This window comes from Taklimakanibacter albus, assembly GCF_016595235.1.
In the GTDB taxonomy this organism is placed as follows: Bacteria; Pseudomonadota; Alphaproteobacteria; order Rhizobiales; family Aestuariivirgaceae; genus Taklimakanibacter; species Taklimakanibacter albus.
The window spans coordinates 2198550-2213567 of record NZ_JAENHL010000007.1 but is presented as its reverse complement, the minus strand read 5'-3'; the positions used below and the strand labels follow the sequence as shown (position 1 = coordinate 2213567).

The 15018-nt window shown below is 63.6% G+C and carries 17 protein-coding genes; 1 reads left to right on the top strand and 16 read right to left on the bottom strand.

Features of this window, described 5'->3' with window-relative positions; all coding sequences use genetic code 11:
* Nucleotides 1-16: 16 nt before the first annotated feature.
* The 15 genes from JHL16_RS21995 to obgE form a co-directional block, all read right to left on the bottom strand.
* On the bottom strand, nucleotides 17-1312 hold the full coding sequence (locus tag JHL16_RS21995; RefSeq protein WP_200186954.1) for a DEAD/DEAH box helicase: 1296 nt from the start codon (nucleotides 1310-1312) through the stop codon (nucleotides 17-19).
* 216 nt (nucleotides 1313-1528) lie between these two features.
* On the bottom strand, nucleotides 1529-2194 hold the full coding sequence (locus tag JHL16_RS21990) for an HAD family hydrolase (RefSeq protein ID WP_200186953.1): 666 nt from the start codon (nucleotides 2192-2194) through the stop codon (nucleotides 1529-1531).
* 13 nt (nucleotides 2195-2207) lie between these two features.
* Nucleotides 2208-2705: an RNA pyrophosphohydrolase gene (locus JHL16_RS21985; RefSeq protein WP_200186952.1), complete on the bottom strand. Its 498-nt coding sequence runs from the start codon at nucleotides 2703-2705 to the stop codon at nucleotides 2208-2210.
* Between the two features lie 89 nt (nucleotides 2706-2794).
* Nucleotides 2795-3982: a divergent polysaccharide deacetylase family protein gene (locus tag JHL16_RS21980; RefSeq protein ID WP_200186951.1), complete on the bottom strand. Its 1188-nt coding sequence runs from the start codon at nucleotides 3980-3982 to the stop codon at nucleotides 2795-2797.
* 107 nt (nucleotides 3983-4089) lie between these two features.
* Nucleotides 4090-4524, bottom strand: a complete 435-nt coding sequence (locus JHL16_RS21975) for a hypothetical protein (protein WP_200186950.1) — start codon at nucleotides 4522-4524, stop codon at nucleotides 4090-4092.
* Between the two features lie 11 nt (nucleotides 4525-4535).
* Nucleotides 4536-4877, bottom strand: a complete 342-nt coding sequence (locus tag JHL16_RS21970) for a hypothetical protein (RefSeq protein WP_200186949.1) — start codon at nucleotides 4875-4877, stop codon at nucleotides 4536-4538.
* A gap of 117 nt (nucleotides 4878-4994) precedes the next feature.
* Nucleotides 4995-5366 carry a hypothetical protein gene (locus JHL16_RS21965; RefSeq protein WP_200186948.1) on the bottom strand — a complete coding sequence of 124 codons (372 nt, stop codon included), beginning with the start codon at nucleotides 5364-5366 and terminating at the stop codon, nucleotides 4995-4997.
* 127 nt (nucleotides 5367-5493) lie between these two features.
* Nucleotides 5494-6846, bottom strand: a complete 1353-nt coding sequence (locus tag JHL16_RS21960; protein WP_200187227.1) for a S41 family peptidase — start codon at nucleotides 6844-6846, stop codon at nucleotides 5494-5496.
* Between the two features lie 14 nt (nucleotides 6847-6860).
* Nucleotides 6861-8132 (bottom strand): murein hydrolase activator EnvC family protein, encoded by a 1272-nt coding sequence (locus JHL16_RS21955; RefSeq protein WP_200186947.1) that lies wholly within the window; start codon nucleotides 8130-8132, stop codon nucleotides 6861-6863.
* Between the two features lie 92 nt (nucleotides 8133-8224).
* On the bottom strand, nucleotides 8225-8707 hold the full coding sequence (gene rlmH / locus JHL16_RS21950; protein WP_200186946.1) for a 23S rRNA (pseudouridine(1915)-N(3))-methyltransferase RlmH: 483 nt from the start codon (nucleotides 8705-8707) through the stop codon (nucleotides 8225-8227).
* Between the two features lie 101 nt (nucleotides 8708-8808).
* Nucleotides 8809-9177: a ribosome silencing factor gene (gene rsfS / locus JHL16_RS21945; protein WP_348647250.1), complete on the bottom strand. Its 369-nt coding sequence runs from the start codon at nucleotides 9175-9177 to the stop codon at nucleotides 8809-8811.
* A gap of 160 nt (nucleotides 9178-9337) precedes the next feature.
* Nucleotides 9338-9961: a nicotinate-nucleotide adenylyltransferase gene (locus JHL16_RS21940; protein WP_200186945.1), complete on the bottom strand. Its 624-nt coding sequence runs from the start codon at nucleotides 9959-9961 to the stop codon at nucleotides 9338-9340.
* A 7-nt stretch (nucleotides 9962-9968) separates the two neighbouring features.
* Nucleotides 9969-11249, bottom strand: coding sequence for a glutamate-5-semialdehyde dehydrogenase (locus JHL16_RS21935; protein WP_200186944.1), 1281 nt, complete (start codon nucleotides 11247-11249; stop codon nucleotides 9969-9971).
* Nucleotides 11246-12373, bottom strand: a complete 1128-nt coding sequence (gene proB / locus JHL16_RS21930; protein ID WP_200186943.1) for a glutamate 5-kinase — start codon at nucleotides 12371-12373, stop codon at nucleotides 11246-11248. Before proB ends, JHL16_RS21935 begins: the two co-directional genes overlap by 4 nt.
* On the bottom strand, nucleotides 12370-13416 hold the full coding sequence (obgE, locus tag JHL16_RS21925; protein WP_200186942.1) for a GTPase ObgE: 1047 nt from the start codon (nucleotides 13414-13416) through the stop codon (nucleotides 12370-12372). Before obgE ends, proB begins: the two co-directional genes overlap by 4 nt.
* A 182-nt stretch (nucleotides 13417-13598) precedes the next feature.
* Between obgE and JHL16_RS21920 the strand changes: the two genes are divergently transcribed.
* A complete protein-coding gene (locus tag JHL16_RS21920; protein WP_200186941.1) occupies nucleotides 13599-14309 on the top strand; it encodes a transglycosylase SLT domain-containing protein in 711 nt (236 codons plus the stop codon).
* A gap of 98 nt (nucleotides 14310-14407) precedes the next feature.
* On the opposite strand, the gene JHL16_RS21915 is transcribed toward JHL16_RS21920, so the two are convergent.
* Nucleotides 14408-14953 carry a GNAT family N-acetyltransferase gene (locus JHL16_RS21915; protein WP_200186940.1) on the bottom strand — a complete coding sequence of 182 codons (546 nt, stop codon included), beginning with the start codon at nucleotides 14951-14953 and terminating at the stop codon, nucleotides 14408-14410.
* Nucleotides 14954-15018 lie beyond the last annotated feature (65 nt).

Below are 15018 nucleotides of genomic sequence, written 5' to 3'. Positions count from 1 at the left end.
CAGGCTTCTCAAAGGGTTAGCGGGACTGGCCGCCGCCACCGCCGCCTTGACGCTGCTTGGGACGCCACTTGCCATTGCCTTGCGGGCGCTGGCCGGGCTTCTTGCGCCAGGACGGCTGGTTCTGCTGCGGCCGGTGATGGCCCTGCGGAGCCCCCGAGCGCTCATTACCCTCCGGTGTGGCGATGCTCAGCGCATGCTGGGTGACCGGCACCTTCTGGCGGATGGTGCGCTCGATGTCGCGCAGCAACGGACGCTCTTCCGGATCACAGAAGGCCACCGCTTCGCCCGAGGCGCCGGCGCGCGCGGTGCGACCGATGCGGTGCACATAGGAATCCGGCACGAAAGGCAGGTCGTAATTCACCACATGCGACACGCCATCGACGTCGATACCACGTGCGGCGATGTCGGTTGCCACCAGCACGCGCAGCTTGCTGCTCTTGAAGCCGGCAAGCGCGCGCTCGCGCTGGCTCTGCGACTTGTTGCCGTGGATCGCCGCCGCTTCGACGCGCTCCTTGACCAGCCCCTTCACCACCTTGTCGGCGCCGTGCTTGGTGCGGGTAAAGACCAGCGTGCGCGGCATGGCGTTGTTCTTGAGGAGATCGAGCAGCAGGTTGAGCTTGTTGCGGGTCTCGACATGGATGATGCTCTGCGTGACGCGCTCGGCAGTGGTCGCCACCGGCGTGATCTCGACACGCACCGGATCTCTGAGGAGAGCCGCGGCAAGGCCGGCGATTTCCTTCGGCATGGTCGCCGAGAAGAACAGGTTCTGGCGCTTAGCCGGAAGCAGGCCGGTGATCTTGCGGATCGCATGGATGAAGCCCAGATCGAGCATCTGATCGACTTCATCGAGAACGAAGACCTCGATCTTGGAGAGGCTCAGCACACGACGATCGATGAGATCGACAAGCCGTCCGGGCGTGGCGATCAGGATATCGACGCCATTGCCGACGGTACGAATCTGGTTGTTGATCGAGACGCCGCCGAAAACGGTCGCCTGCGTCAGACGGAGAAACTTGCCATAAGTGCGGAAGCTCTCGCCGATCTGGGCGGCGAGCTCGCGCGTCGGCGAGAGGATGAGGGCGCGGCAGGTGCCGCGGTCGGGACGGCCCTTCAGCTTCGACAGACGATCGAGGATCGGCAGCGCGAAAGCCGCGGTCTTGCCGGTGCCGGTCTGGGCAATGCCGAGCAGGTCGCTGCCCTTCAGGAGTTCGGGAATGGACGCCGACTGAATTGGGGTAGGGGTCTGATAGCCCTGCTGCTCCAGCGCTTTGAGGAGCGCAGCGTCAAGGCCGAGGTCTTTGAAATGAGTCAAAATACTGCTTTCAAATCGGAACGGATGAGCAGCACCGACCTGTCCGATACGGGCATACGCGATGAGGCGCAGACCCTGGGCGCGGCGCTGAAACCTTCCGCGTGACAGGAATGTTTGGAGATGCTCGCAAAAGCCGGACGGGGCGCTTAGGCGCCACTTCACGCATCCGTTGTTGTGCAACGAGCAGGCTTCATATGGGACACAGGGGCCGGAAAGTCAAAGACTTAAAGTAGAAGCAATTGCCGCAGGCAAATCGGCATGATCGGAGATAACTTTCCTAGCCCCGAGGCGCAGAAGTGCCTCACCGAGGATGTTGCCGTCATGGGCGAGCCCGGTGAAGCCGATGACGGCGCAGCCGGCAGCCACGGCCGAGGTCACGCCCGCTTTGCTGTCCTCGATGGCGAGACAGGCCTCGGGCTCATAACCGGCGCGCCGTGCCGCCTCGACATAGACGTCGGGCGCCGGCTTGCCTTGCGCGACATCCTCGAAGGTGGTGATGCGGCTGCCGAAGAAAGGCGTGAGGCGCGCGATGCGGAAGGCCGCCTCGACGCGGTGGCGCGGGCTGTTGGAGGCGACGCTTGTCGGCAGCGCCATCGCGCTCAGTATGTCGTGGATGCCGGGCGCGGCCGTGAGCTTGCGCTCATAAAGCGCGAGCAGGCGGCGGTTCTTGTCTTCGGTCACATCGGCCGGCAGCCTGATGCGGTAATCGCTTTCGATCTTCCGCACGAAGTCCTCGAAAGTAAGGCCGATGAATTGTGCGCCGACCTCTTCGGTCGTCATGGCGATGCCGTTCTCGGCCAGGATGTCGCGATCGACTTCCATCGACAGCGGCTCGCTGTCCACCAGTACGCCGTCACAATCGAAAATTACGTGCTTGAACATGATAGAGGCCCGCTCACGCGCCGAGATGGCGGAAAGCGGCGATCACCTGGACATAGACCTCACGCTTGAAGGGCACGATCTGGTCCTGGATATCGTCCATGCCGGCCCAGCGCCATTTGTCGAATTCCTGCTTATGGCCGGGCGGACTGAGATCGATCTCACTGTCCTTGCCGGTGAAGCGCAAGGCGAACCACTTTTGCGTCTGGCCGCGATATTTGCCGTTCCAGGATTTGCCGATGAGATGTTCCGGCAAATCGTAATTGTACCATTGAGGCGACTCGGCGAGCACTTCCGCCGAAGTGACTGAGGTTTCCTCCTGCAATTCGCGCAACGCGGCTTCGCGCGGATCCTCGCCCTTGTCGATGCCGCCTTGCGGCATCTGCCACCACTGGCCGGAACCTTCGTCATTGGGCTTGTCGGCGCGCCGGCCGATCCAGACGAGGCCTTGGCGATTGATCAGCATGACGCCCACACAGGGACGGTAGGGCAGGTCGGAAAATTTCTTGTTCATGAAGGCGGAATTCCTGTCGGTGCGAGCGGCCTTATATCAGGAACCTCGTGCCCGGCACATAGCGCTGTCGCGCTAAGACTAGATTCCGCCTAGCTCGCGCGGCCGCGATAGGCGGCGCTGACGGGAACCAGCAATATGCCCTTTTCGGCGAGCGAGCGCGCCCATTGATCGACGGCATCGATGGTGACGTCGAGGCCGGTTCCGGTACCGATCGCGAAGCCTTTCTCGCGGGCCTCGGTCTCGAGCTCGGTCAATGCCTGATCGATGCCCTGCTCGGTCGGATCGGCGTCGATCACCTTCATGCCATTGCGCACCGGCAGGCCGACGATCTGGCCGATCTGAGATGACATGCTGCGGCCCGCCGTGCCGTCATCGAGGAAGACCAGGCCGCGTTTCTTCATCTCGGCGAAGACCGGCCGGAGCGCCTGGACCTCGGTGAGGAACCGCGCGCCCATGTAATTGGTGATGCCGGAATAGCCGGCGAAACGACCCATATGCCAGGTGAGCGCGTCGAGATTGGCTTCGGCCTTTCCCCCGGCCATCAATGTCTTGGGGCCGGGATTGGCGGCCGGATAGCCGAAGGGCTCGAGTGGCAGCTGCAGCAGGATCTCATGGCCTTGGGCGCGGGCCCGGTTCACTTGCGCCTGCAGATCCTCGCCATAGGGCGCGAAGGCGAAGGTCACCTCGCCGGGCAGGGTCTTGACCGCCTTCTGGGTCAATTCCGCATTGAGGCCCATGCCGCCGAGGACGATCGCCACTTTCGGCATGTCGGAATGAATGATGCTGGCGGAAACCGGCCGCGCATAGACATTCTGCGGCTTGCGGTTGCCGTTGCCGATGCGCGGCAAGGGGCCGTAGGGTCCGTCTTCGCTCACTTCGGCGAAGGGGGCTGGCTTCAGGCTGCGGCGGGGCGAAACGATGATCGCCGCTTCGGTCTCCACCGTTTCCTGCGGCTGCGCTTCCAGAATCTCGACCTTCCGGCGATCATCGTCTTCAGGAGGGGCTTCGGCCGGCTCCGCCTCGGCGGACTCCGCCGCTTCGGGTTTCGGCGCCTTGTCGGTCGAGGCCGTCGCCAGCTCAACGACGGGGGGAATCTTGACCATCACCACCGGTTCACCGGCATAGGGATGGGGGATGCGGGCGAGGCCAAGGGCGGCGGCGGTGAGGAGGAGGGCGGCCGAAACCGAAGCTGCCGACAGAGCGGACGGCCGCTTGGCCCAGAGCTTTTCCCAAGCTCCGCGCCGGCGCAAAGGCTGCCGCAGTTCGTTTCGCCGCATGGCCGAATCGTCTCCCTCCCGGCCATGCTGCGCCCGGAAGGGTTAATTTCGGGTTTACCTGTTGAATTACAACGGGAATTTCAGGCAGGCCGGCGCCGGGAGAGGGCTTACTCCCAGACGTTGACGAAACCGGTATCCTTCTTGTCGTCGGCCGCCGTCTTGCAAAAGCTCTCCTTCTTGGCATTGCCCTCGGCCAGGAAAAGACCATAGGTCGTCCCCAGCGTGAGCAGGATGTTGGTGTGGCGGGCGAGCTTCTGCTGGTCGTCGAGCTTGTCGGCGTTCGACAGGATGATGTCGTTCACGCCCTTGGCGTATTTGTCGAGATGGAGCTTGAAGCCGTCGCAGACACGCGCCACCGCCGCCTGATAGGCGAGCAGATTGAGCTGAGCCTGCTGTTGCGGCGTCACGACCCCTTCGAAATCCTCGAGCGCATCGCGCCAGGCTTCATCGAGCCGGTTGTCGTCAGGCTGTTGGGACAGCGCGGCCGTTGCCGTCAGGACGCTGAAGGCCGACGCGGCGAGCATGTTGGTCTTGCGGGTCATGTGCCGTCTCCTCAATAGCCGAAGGTGCGGGCGGTCCAGCCGCCGGCGAAATCACCGTCGAGGTGATAGCAGGCACGCTGCGCCGGATAGCAGACGACGCCCGGACTGGGCGAGAAGGATTGATTGAAATAGGGATTGTAGCCGCCGGCAGGATAGGGCGGCGCATAGCTCGGATAGTAGATGGTCTTGTCGTGGTGATGATGGCTCGACAGCGCCGCGCCGGCCGCCAGGCCGATGATGCCGCCGGCGATGGCGGCACCCACGTCGTCATGGGCGATGGCCGGGGTGGTCAGGGACAAACAGGCCGGAAGCAACGTCATGGCCAAAGCAAGACGAATATCGGAGAGTTTCATGGAGCGCTCCGTGCAGGGATATGGTTCGCCAATGCTGGAAAGATCGCCGCGGCGAGTCAAGGACATCCGCCCTGAACCCGGCTAGTTGCTCCCTTAATGATTAATCGGCGGGTGGGGTCAGTTCCGCTTGCCGTCGCGCTTGGTCTTTTTATTGCCGTCGAAGAAGTTGTTGCGCGTATCCGCCTTGGCCGACTTCTTGGTTTTGTCCACCTTCTTACGCGCGACCCGTTCGAAGCCCCGGGCCTTCATGCAGTCCTTGATATAGCTGTCGCGGGCAACCATCATGCCGATGACACCGGCGATGATCGTGCCGGCAATTACTTTGCCCGACCCTTGGGCCTGCGCAGAGCATTCGTCCTCGGCGATCTGGGCCGCAGAACGTTTGTCGGGACCGACCTTCTTGTAGTCGGCAAAGGCGCTCTGGGGTTGCAACAAAAGAACCGTGGCGAGGCTCGCAACCGCGAGCCGGCCGGAAAGCCGTCCAAACATAAGAGATTATTCCCCCGGGATAGTGTTAGTACCGGCACAATAGCGAAGTTGCGCGGGCGCTACAATGGCCAACAAAAAACGCGGCCGTTTCCGGCCGCGTCTTGAATTCTTGGGCTTAAGCCTAACCTCAGTTGGCGTTGGTCTCGTCGTCCGCGCCGCCCGTCTTCTGATTGGGCTTTGCGGCTTCCTTGGGCTTGGCGTTGCTCGCTACCTTCACGCCATGCAGCACGTCGATCGCCGCCTTGAGTTGCAGGTCCTTGGTCTTGTCTTCCGGCACATAGGCCGAAGATCCGCCGCCCTCGTCGCCGCCGCCTTCATTGGTGAGGTGGCCCTTGAGGCTCGCCTCGCCCTTGGTGGAGGTGTCCTTGCCGAGGAGCTCCGGCGGCAGGTCCTGCTCGATCACGGTATCGGGATCGATGCCCTTGGCCTGGATGGAACGGCCGGCCGGGGTGTAATAACGCGCTGTCGTCAGGCGGAGCGCGCCCTGGCTGCCGAGCGGAATGATGGTCTGCACCGAACCCTTGCCGAAAGAGCGCGTGCCGATGACGGTGGCGCGCTTGTGATCCTGCAGCGCGCCCGCGACGATTTCGGAGGCCGAGGCGGAGCCGCCATTGATCAGGACGACCACCGGCTTGCCGTCGGAGCCGTCACCCTTCTGGGCGTTGAAGCGCTGCGTCTCGTCGGCATTGCGGCCGCGTGTCGAGACGATCTCGCCGCGATCGAGGAACGTATCCGACACCGAGATCGCCTGGTCGAGCAGGCCGCCCGGATTGTTACGCATGTCGATGATGTAGCCCTTGAGCTTGTCGCCGGCGTCCTTGCGCAGCTGGGTGATTGCCTGATCGAGGCCTTCCTGCGTCTGCTCGGTAAATGAGGAGATGCGGATATAGCCGACGTCCTTCTGCGGACCCTCGACCTCGAACTTCACCGATTTCACGCGGATGATGTCGCGCACCAGCTTGAATTCGAGCGGCTCCTTGGCACCCTGGCGGGCGACCGTCAGGGTGATCGGCGTGTTCACCTTGCCGCGCATCTTGTCGACCGCCTCATTGAGGGAAAGCCCCTGCACTTCGGCGCCGTCGAGCTTGATGATGAGGTCGTTGGCCATGACGCCGGCCTTGGCCGCCGGCGTGTCGTCGATCGGCGCCACCACCTTGACCAGGCCGTTCTCCATCGTGACCTCGATGCCGAGGCCGCCGAACTCGCCCTTGGTCTGCACCTGCATTTCCTGGAAACGCTTGGCGTTCATGTAGCTCGAATGCGGGTCGAGGGAGGTGAGCATGCCGTCGATGGCGGCCTCGATCATCTTCTCCTCATCCGGCGGCTCGACATAGTCGGAGCGCACACGGTCGAACACGTCACCAAACAGATTGAGCTGTTTGTAGGTGTCGGAGTTGGACGCCGCGATGGCGCCACTGAATGCCTGCCACAGTACCGTCGCCGAGACAGCGCCTGCCAGAACCAAACCAACTGATTTCATCTTCATTTCAGGCCTCATCCTCGGGCTTGCGCGAAACCGCCGATCCACCAGGGTGATGAATCGATCGCCTCGCCGTTCTTCCGGAATTCTATATATAGTACGGGCCGGCCGTCTTGCAGCTGGTCACCCGTCAGCGTCCCCGGTGCGGCGCTTTTTCCCATTATTCCTACAGGCTCTCCGGCTCGCAGAAACTGTCCCTGCTCGGCCGTAATCTCACCCAAGCCTGCGAGCAGAACATGATAGCCGCCGCCGGTGTTCAAGATCAAGAGTTGGCCATAGGAGCGGAAGGGACCGGCAAATTCCACATGGCCGTCGGTCGGGGTGATGACCTGGGCGTCGGCCCGGGTGGCGACGAATATTCCTCGCGTGGTTCCGCCGAAGCCGTCATTCGCGCCATAGACTTTGAGGATCTGGCCCTGGGCCGGATATTGCAGGCTCGCCTTGATGTCGGCGAAGGCCATGCGCGGCTGGAGCTTCTTGGCGGCGTCGATGCGGGCCTGGGCCTCTGCCTTGGCCTTGACCTCAGCCGCCGTCTTGGCTTCCGCCTCGGCCCTGGCCTTTTCGGCGGCCTCGGCCTTGAGCCGCTCCTCCTCCAGGGTGGCGAGGAGCTGCTTCATGTCCTTGGCCTTCGCGGCCAGCTCGCGGGCGCGCTGTTTCTCGGCCTTGAGCCGTTCATTGGTGTCGGCGAGCAATGATTTCTTACGGGCCTGGAGGTCGGTCATCTCGCGGCGCGACGACAGGAGCCGGGTGACATGGTCCTTGAGGCTCTCGCGCTCGCTCAGGGTCTGGGCCTGCAAGGTTTCGAGCCGGGCCAGCTGGGCCGAAAGGGCGGCCGCCTCCTGGCGCAGCTCCGGAACGATCGTCCCGAACATCATGGCGCTGCGCAGAGCGGACAGGACGTCGGTCGGCTCGACAACCAGAGGCGGCGGCGGATTGCGTTCGATGCGCTGGAGGCCGGCGAGCAGCCGGGAGATTTCCTCGCGCCTTGCGGCGAGGCCGGTGTGGATCTTCAATTGTTCGGCATCGAGTTCCTGCAGGCGCTCCTCGGCGGCGAGGATGGCGGCCTCGCGCGACTGGATCTTTTCGGCGAGCGCGATCAGCTTCTGCGACAGCGCCGCCTGTTCCTGGACGATCGCCTCTCTTTCGGCGGCGATCTGCTGCTGGAGACTCTTGGAGGCGTCGAGCTGCTGCTCCAGGGTGTTGAGATCATCCGCCGTCTGCGCCCAGGCAGTCGGCGTCAAGGCGGCAAAAGCCGCCAGGGCCGCCAGTATCGGGCGCAGTTTCAAGAGTGATGAGCTCATTGGGTGGGCAAGCTATCCAGGTGAGATGTCCAAAGTAGGGCTTCCGTAAGGCAATACCTGTCCGCCCGCATCCGGACTCAAATGCGATGATAGGGATGTTTCACTAAAATGGTGACCGCCCGGTAAATCTGCTCGGCCAGCATGACCCGGGCGAGCCGGTGCGGCCATGTCATGGTTCCGAGCGACAGCAGAAGACCGGCCTTCTTGCGCAAGTCCGGCCCATGCCCATCCGGCCCACCGATGAGAAAAGCGAGCGAGGACGTGCCCTGATCGAGATGGCGCTGGAACAGCTTGGCGAAATCGTCGCTGGTGATGGATCTGCCGCGCTCGTCGAGAACGACGGTGAAAGCAGAATCAGGAATGGCGTCGGTGAGGAGGGTGGCTTCGGCCGCCATGCGGCCCGGCGCGTCGGCGAGCTTCGATTCCGCGAAGTCGCGCGCGGCGAGGTCGGTTATGCCGCAGGTGCGGCCGAGGCCACGGGTCCGCTTGGCATAGTCGTCGAACAGTTCCAGCTCAGGACCGGCCTTGAGCCGGCCTATCGCCAGAATAGCGAGCTTCACTCTAGAGCGCCTGGTGTTCGGGCGGAATCACCGGGGCACCCCATTTGCCTGCACATCGAATGAGCCGAAAACCGCTTCGCACTTTTCGGTCCGATGCGCTCTTATACCGCGACGCGTTCGTCGGGCGCGTGATCCGACCAGAGCTTCTCGAGATTGTAGAAGCTTCTGACTTCCGGCCGGAAGATATGCACGACGATGTCGCCGGCATCGACCAGGACCCAATCGGCATGCGGCAGGCCCTCGACGCGGAGGTCCTTGTGGCCTTCGCCCTTGAGCTTCTCGACCAGCTGGTCGGCGATGGCGCCGACATGGCGGTTCGAGCGCCCGGAGGCGACGATCATGCCGTCGGCGATGACGGCCTTGCCATTGAGATCGATGGTGACGATGTCCTCGGCCTTGGCATCTTCGAGATGGCTGAGGATGGAGGTGAGGAGAGGGTTCTTCGTCTTGCGCTTCGGCGCAGACTTCACCGCTACGGCGCGCTTAGGCGCGCCGGTTTTCTGTCTTGGCGCTGTCAGTTGGGATGTCCTCTTCAATAAGGCAGTGCTTCATAGAGACTGCGTCAGTATCCTTCAGGGATCACGACACCCTAAGAATAGGTGTACGAACGATTCTATTCAAGCGCTTCGCTCATGACGCGGTCATGACGATTTGTTTCCGCTTTTTGGCGCGCTCACGGATCGCGGTGGAACTTTCCGACCGCAGCGGCATAGGAATAAAGCACCAGGCCGGGGGTGGCGCACCGGGAAGCTCGCGGGCCTCTTCGGTGGCGATCCGCCGGCTCTCATAGCGCAGCGCCGCCGGGCTCTCCAGCGCCCGCATGGCAAAGCCGGGACGCGCCAGGATGGCGAGCGGAATGGCCTCCGGAATATCGGTCCAGTCGTTCCAGTGGTGGAGATTGGCGAAGCTGTCGGCGCCCATGATCCAGACGAAACGGCCGCGCCTGAGCACCGGGGTCAGAGCGGCGAGCGTCGCCGCGGTGGTACGGGTGCCAAGCTGCTCCTCGAGATCGGTGACGACGAAGCGCGGATGGCGGGCCACCAGCCGGGTGATCTTGAGACGCTCGTCATAGTCGCGATAGTCGCCCGCATCCTTCAGCGGATTCTGCGGCGAGACCAGCCACCAGACCCAGTCGAGCGCCAGGCGCTTCAGCGCATAAAGCGCCACAGCGCGATGGCCGCTATGGGCCGGGTTGAAGGACCCGCCGAAAAGCCCGATGCGCTGGCCGGCGCCGAAGGGAGGGGGGAGGATCACGCAGCGCTCACGGGCGGATCTGCCCCGTGCCCGACACCTGATATTTGAAGGTGGTCAGCTGCTCGAGGCCGACCGGGCCTCTGGCATGCAATCTCCCGGTGGCGATGCCGATCTCGGCACCGAAGCCGAATTCGCCGCCATCGGCGAATTGCGTCGAAGCATTGTGCAAGGTGATGGCGCTGTCGACTTCGGTGAGGAAACGGCGCGCCGCCACCTCATCGGCGGTGATGATCGCATCGGTATGCTGCGAGCCATAGCGGGCGATATGATCCATCGCCGCGTCGAGGCCGGCGACGACCTTCATCGAGACGATGGCGTCGAGATATTCGGTCGACCAGTCCTCCTCGCTCGCCTTTGTGACGCGCGGATCGGCCGCCTGGGTCTCGGCGCACCCTCGCACCTCGCAGCCGGCATCGGCCAGGGTGGCGATGAGCGGCTTCAGATGCGTCGCCGCCACGGCGCTGTCGACGAGAATGGTCTCGGCGGCACCGCAAATGCCGGTGCGCCGCATCTTGGCGTTGCGGACGATCTCTCTCGCCATGTCGAGATCGGCGGCCTTGTCGACATAGACATGACAGATGCCTTCGAGATGGCTGAAGACCGGCACGCGCGCTTCCTGCTGCACCCGCGCCACAAGACTCTTGCCGCCGCGCGGCACGATGAGATCGACGGTGCCGTCGAGGCCCGACAGCAACAGGCCGACGGCGTCGCGGTCCATGGTCGGCACCATCTGGATCGCTTCTTTGGGCAGGCCGGCCTCGGCCAGGCCGCGCTGCAGCGCCGCCACGATGGCGGCGGAGGAGCGATAGCTGTCGGAGCCGCCGCGCAGAATGGCGGCATTGCCGGATTTCATGGCGAGCGCGCCGGCATCGGCGGTCACATTGGGCCGGCTCTCATAGATGATGCCGATGACGCCGATCGGCACGCGCACCCGGGCGATCCTCAGGCCATTGGGTCTGGTCCAGCTTTCGGTGACATGTCCCACCGGATCCGGCAGTGCGGCGATTTCGTCGAGTCCCTTGGCCATCGCCTCGATGCGTTCGGGCGTCAGCGTCAGGCGGTCGACGAAGGAGGATTTGAGCTCCTTGTGCTTCGCCGCCTCGAGATCGGCGGCGTTTTCGCGCGCGATGAGCGCGGCATCGGCGCGGATCGCTTGCGCCATGAGGCCCAGCGCCTTGTTCTTGGTCTCCGAGGAAGCGAGCGCCAGCTGGCGGGCGGCGCGGCGGGCGGCCTTGCCCATGGCGAGGAGGGCTGCTCTGGTGTCGGAGGTGGATTCGATCTTGTTCATATACGCGCTCCTGCCGTCATCACCAGGTCGTCCCGATGCACCATCTCGTCACGGCCCCTGAAACCCAGGGCATTTTCGATCTCGCTCGTCTTGCGCCCGGCGATGCGTGCCGCATCGTCGCGATCATAGGCGACGAGGCCGCGGGCGATCTCGGCGCCGGTGGTGCTCACAATACTCACCGCATCGCCCCTGGCAAAGCTGCCTTCGATGCGCTTGACGCCGGCGGGCAACAGGCTCTTGCCCTTATTGAGGGCGGCGGCGGCGCCGTCATCGATATGCAGGCGGCCCATCGGCACCAGCGTGCCGGCGATCCAGCGCTTGCGCGACTGCAAGGGATTGGCGCCCGACAGGAACCAGGTGCAGGTCTCGCCCGTCTCGATGCGCTGGAAAGGATGCAGCGCATGGCCGGAGGCGATCACCATGTTGCAGCCGGCCGCCAGCGCGATCTTGCCGGCCTCGATCTTGGTGATCATGCCGCCCGAGCCCAAGCCCGACACCGGCTTGCCGGCCATGGCCTCGATCTCGGGCGTGATCTCGCTGACCTCGGGGATGAGCTGGGCGCCCGGCGTGCCGGGCGGCGCCGTATAGAGCCCATCGATATCGGAGAGCAGCACCAGGCAATCGGCCGACATCATGGAGGCGACGCGGGCGGCGAGGCGATCATTGTCGCCATAACGGATCTCGGATGTGGCGACCGTGTCGTTTTCGTTGATCACCGGCACGGCGCCGCGCGCGAGCAGCGTCGAGAGAGTCGAGCGGGCGTTGAGATAGCGGCGGCGCTCCTCGGTGTCGTTGAGCGTCACCAGCACCTGCGCCGCGACGATGCCGTGTTTGCGCAAGGCTTCCGACCACGCATGGGCGAGCGCGATCTGGCCGACCGCGGCCGAAGCCTGGCTTTCCTCGAGGCGGATGACACCTGAGGCGAAGCCCAGATTGCGGCGGCCGAGCGCGATGGCGCCCGAGGAAACGATGATCACATCCTGGCCGCGCGCGCGGGCTTTGGCCAGGTCTTCGACCAGTGACGCAAGCCAGTCGGCCTTGATCGCGCCGGTCTTGCCGTCGACGAGCAGCGCCGAGCCGATCTTGACGACGATGCGGCGGGCTTTGTTCAGTCTCTGGGTCACGGCTGCCAGTTCTCGATCTTGACCTTGTCGCTCGTCTCGCCCCTTTCGGCGCGGCGCGTGTCGCTGATGACCTTGAGGAGTTTCTTCATGACGTCATCGACATTCGTGCCGGTGGCGCCCGACATCAGGATGGGGGTCTTGCGGATACGGCGCTTGAAGTCGGCGAGCTTCTGGGCGAGATCATCCTCCGAGACGGCATCGACCTTGTTGAAGGCGATCACTTCCGGTTTCTCGGAGAGATGCCCGCCATAGGATTTGAGCTCCTTGCGGATGATGCGATAGGCGGCAGCGGGATCATCGGCGGTCACGTCGATGAGATGGAGCAGCACGGCACAACGTTCGACATGGCCGAGAAAGCGGGTGCCGAGGCCATGGCCCTCATGGGCGCCCTCGATGAGGCCCGGTATGTCGGCGAGGACGAAGCTCGATCCCGCCGCGCGCACGACGCCCAATTGCGGCGTGAGGGTGGTGAAGGGATAGTCGGCGATCTTCGGCTTTGCCGCCGAAACGGCGGCGAGCAGCGTCGACTTGCCGGCATTGGGCAGGCCCAGAAGACCGGCATCGGCGATGAGCTTGAGGCGCAGCCACAGCCAGCGCTCCTCGGCGTCTTCGCCTGGATTGGCGCGGCGCGGCGCGCGGTTGGTCGAAGATTTGAAATGGGCATTGCCGAAGCCGCCATTGCCGCCGCGCGCCAGCCGGATGCGATCGCCGATCTTGGCGAGATCGCCAACCAGGGTTTCGTTGTCTTCCTCAAACACCTGGGTGCCGGCCGGCACCTTCAGCGTGATGTCGGGCGCATTGGCGCCGGCGCGCAAACGGCCCATGCCATGGACGCCGGTCTGCGCCTTGAAATGCTGCTGATAGCGATAGTCGATGAGGGTGTTGAGCCCGTCGACAGCCTCGATCCAGATGTCGCCGCCGCGGCCGCCATCGCCGCCGTCGGGTCCGCCCAACTCGATGAACTTCTCACGGCGAAAGCTGACGCTGCCCGCGCCGCCATTGCCGGAGCGGATGTAAATCTTCGCCTGATCCAGAAATTTCATAATTTTTGCCTAACTCGGTAAGTCTCAATTGTGGCAAATGTCCTTACGTAATTTGCCTGCAAATGGCACAGAAAGCTCCTCATTCTGGACACATCCGGCAGGCTTTTAGCACCCTTCATTGCTGAGTGTGACAGGGACAGTACACCAGCAAGGGGACATCTAAAAAGACGAGGGATTCCTGAATGAAGTCTGTTTTTGCGTTGATTCCGGCCGCTTTCCTGGCCGGTACCGTCCTTGCCGCGCCCGCTTACGCTAATAAAAGCGGAGATCCGGGCGCCCATGCCGAGCGCGTCAGCGCGCAAAAGAAGCATTTCAAGTCGCTGACGGCGAAGAAGCCCGGCAAGCGCGCCAAGGCGGCAACGCTCAAGACCCGCAAGAAGGTGGCCGCCAAGACGGCGCGCAAGGCCGCCCAGGCCAAGACCCCCAAATTTTCGCAGACCAGCCTGACCAAGAAGATCAAGCCGAAGCGCCAGGTGACGGCGATGAAGATGTCGGGCACCAAGATGAACATGTCCGACCAGGCGCTCAATATCAGCGGCGCCAGCGACATGCGCGTCGCCCAGATCATCCGCGACATGGCGCCGTCCTATGGCGTGCCGACCTGGTTCGCCTTGCGCATCGCCAATGTCGAATCCGGCTACAATCCCTACGCCCGCGGCCGTGCCGGCGAGATCGGCGTCTATCAGCTCAAATGCCAGACGGCGCGCGGCATGGGCTTCGAGGGCAACTGCTCGCAGCTCACCGATGCGCGCACCAATGTGCGCTGGGGCCTGCAGCATCTCTCGCTCGCCATCCAGTCGTCGGGCGGCAATCTCAAGCTCGCCGCGTCGAAGCATAATGGCGGTCTCGGCCGCAAGTCCCTGGTGCACAGCTACGTCGCCAAGGTTTTTTGATCTGCTCGAACGCCGGACGCTGTCCGGCATTCCAGCTCCCTGTTTTTGCGCATCGGCTTCTCCGAAAACCGCGCACACTTTTCGGGCCGATGCTCTCGTCATCGCGCCAGGCTTTCCCAACGCTCGCGCGTGAGGACAAAACGATGGCCCGGCACTTTTGCTTTGAGCACCAGCGAGTCGATTTCATGCTGACCGCTGTGCTCGAAGCCAGCCTTCTCCAGAACCCGGCGCGAGGCCAGATTCTGCAAGCGGCAGCCTGAGAGCAGGCGCTCATGCCGCGCCACCGTGAAGGCATGCGCGATCACCGCCTTCACCGCCTCGCTCATATAACCTTTGCCCCAATAGGGTTCGCCCAGCCAGTAGCCGAGCTCCGGATGCTCGCCGTCGCGGCGTTCATAGCTGCACACGCCGATGAAGGTGCGGGCTTCGTCTCTGAGACAGAGAACGAAGATCGTGTGGCCTTCGGGCTGCCCTTTGACCCAATCGATGAACTGATGCGCATGCTCGATGCTGTAGGGATAGGGCAGGCGCGCCAGCATCACGGCGACCTTGTAGTTGTCGGCGAGCGCCGCGATGGCTTCCGCGTCGCTCGCCGCGACAGGGCGTAAGATGAGACGCTCGGTGGTGATCAGAAAATCGGTCATGGGTTTCGTCCAAACAAAAAGGGGAGATGGTTTGCCCATCTCCCCGTTTGTCGAATGTCGAAACA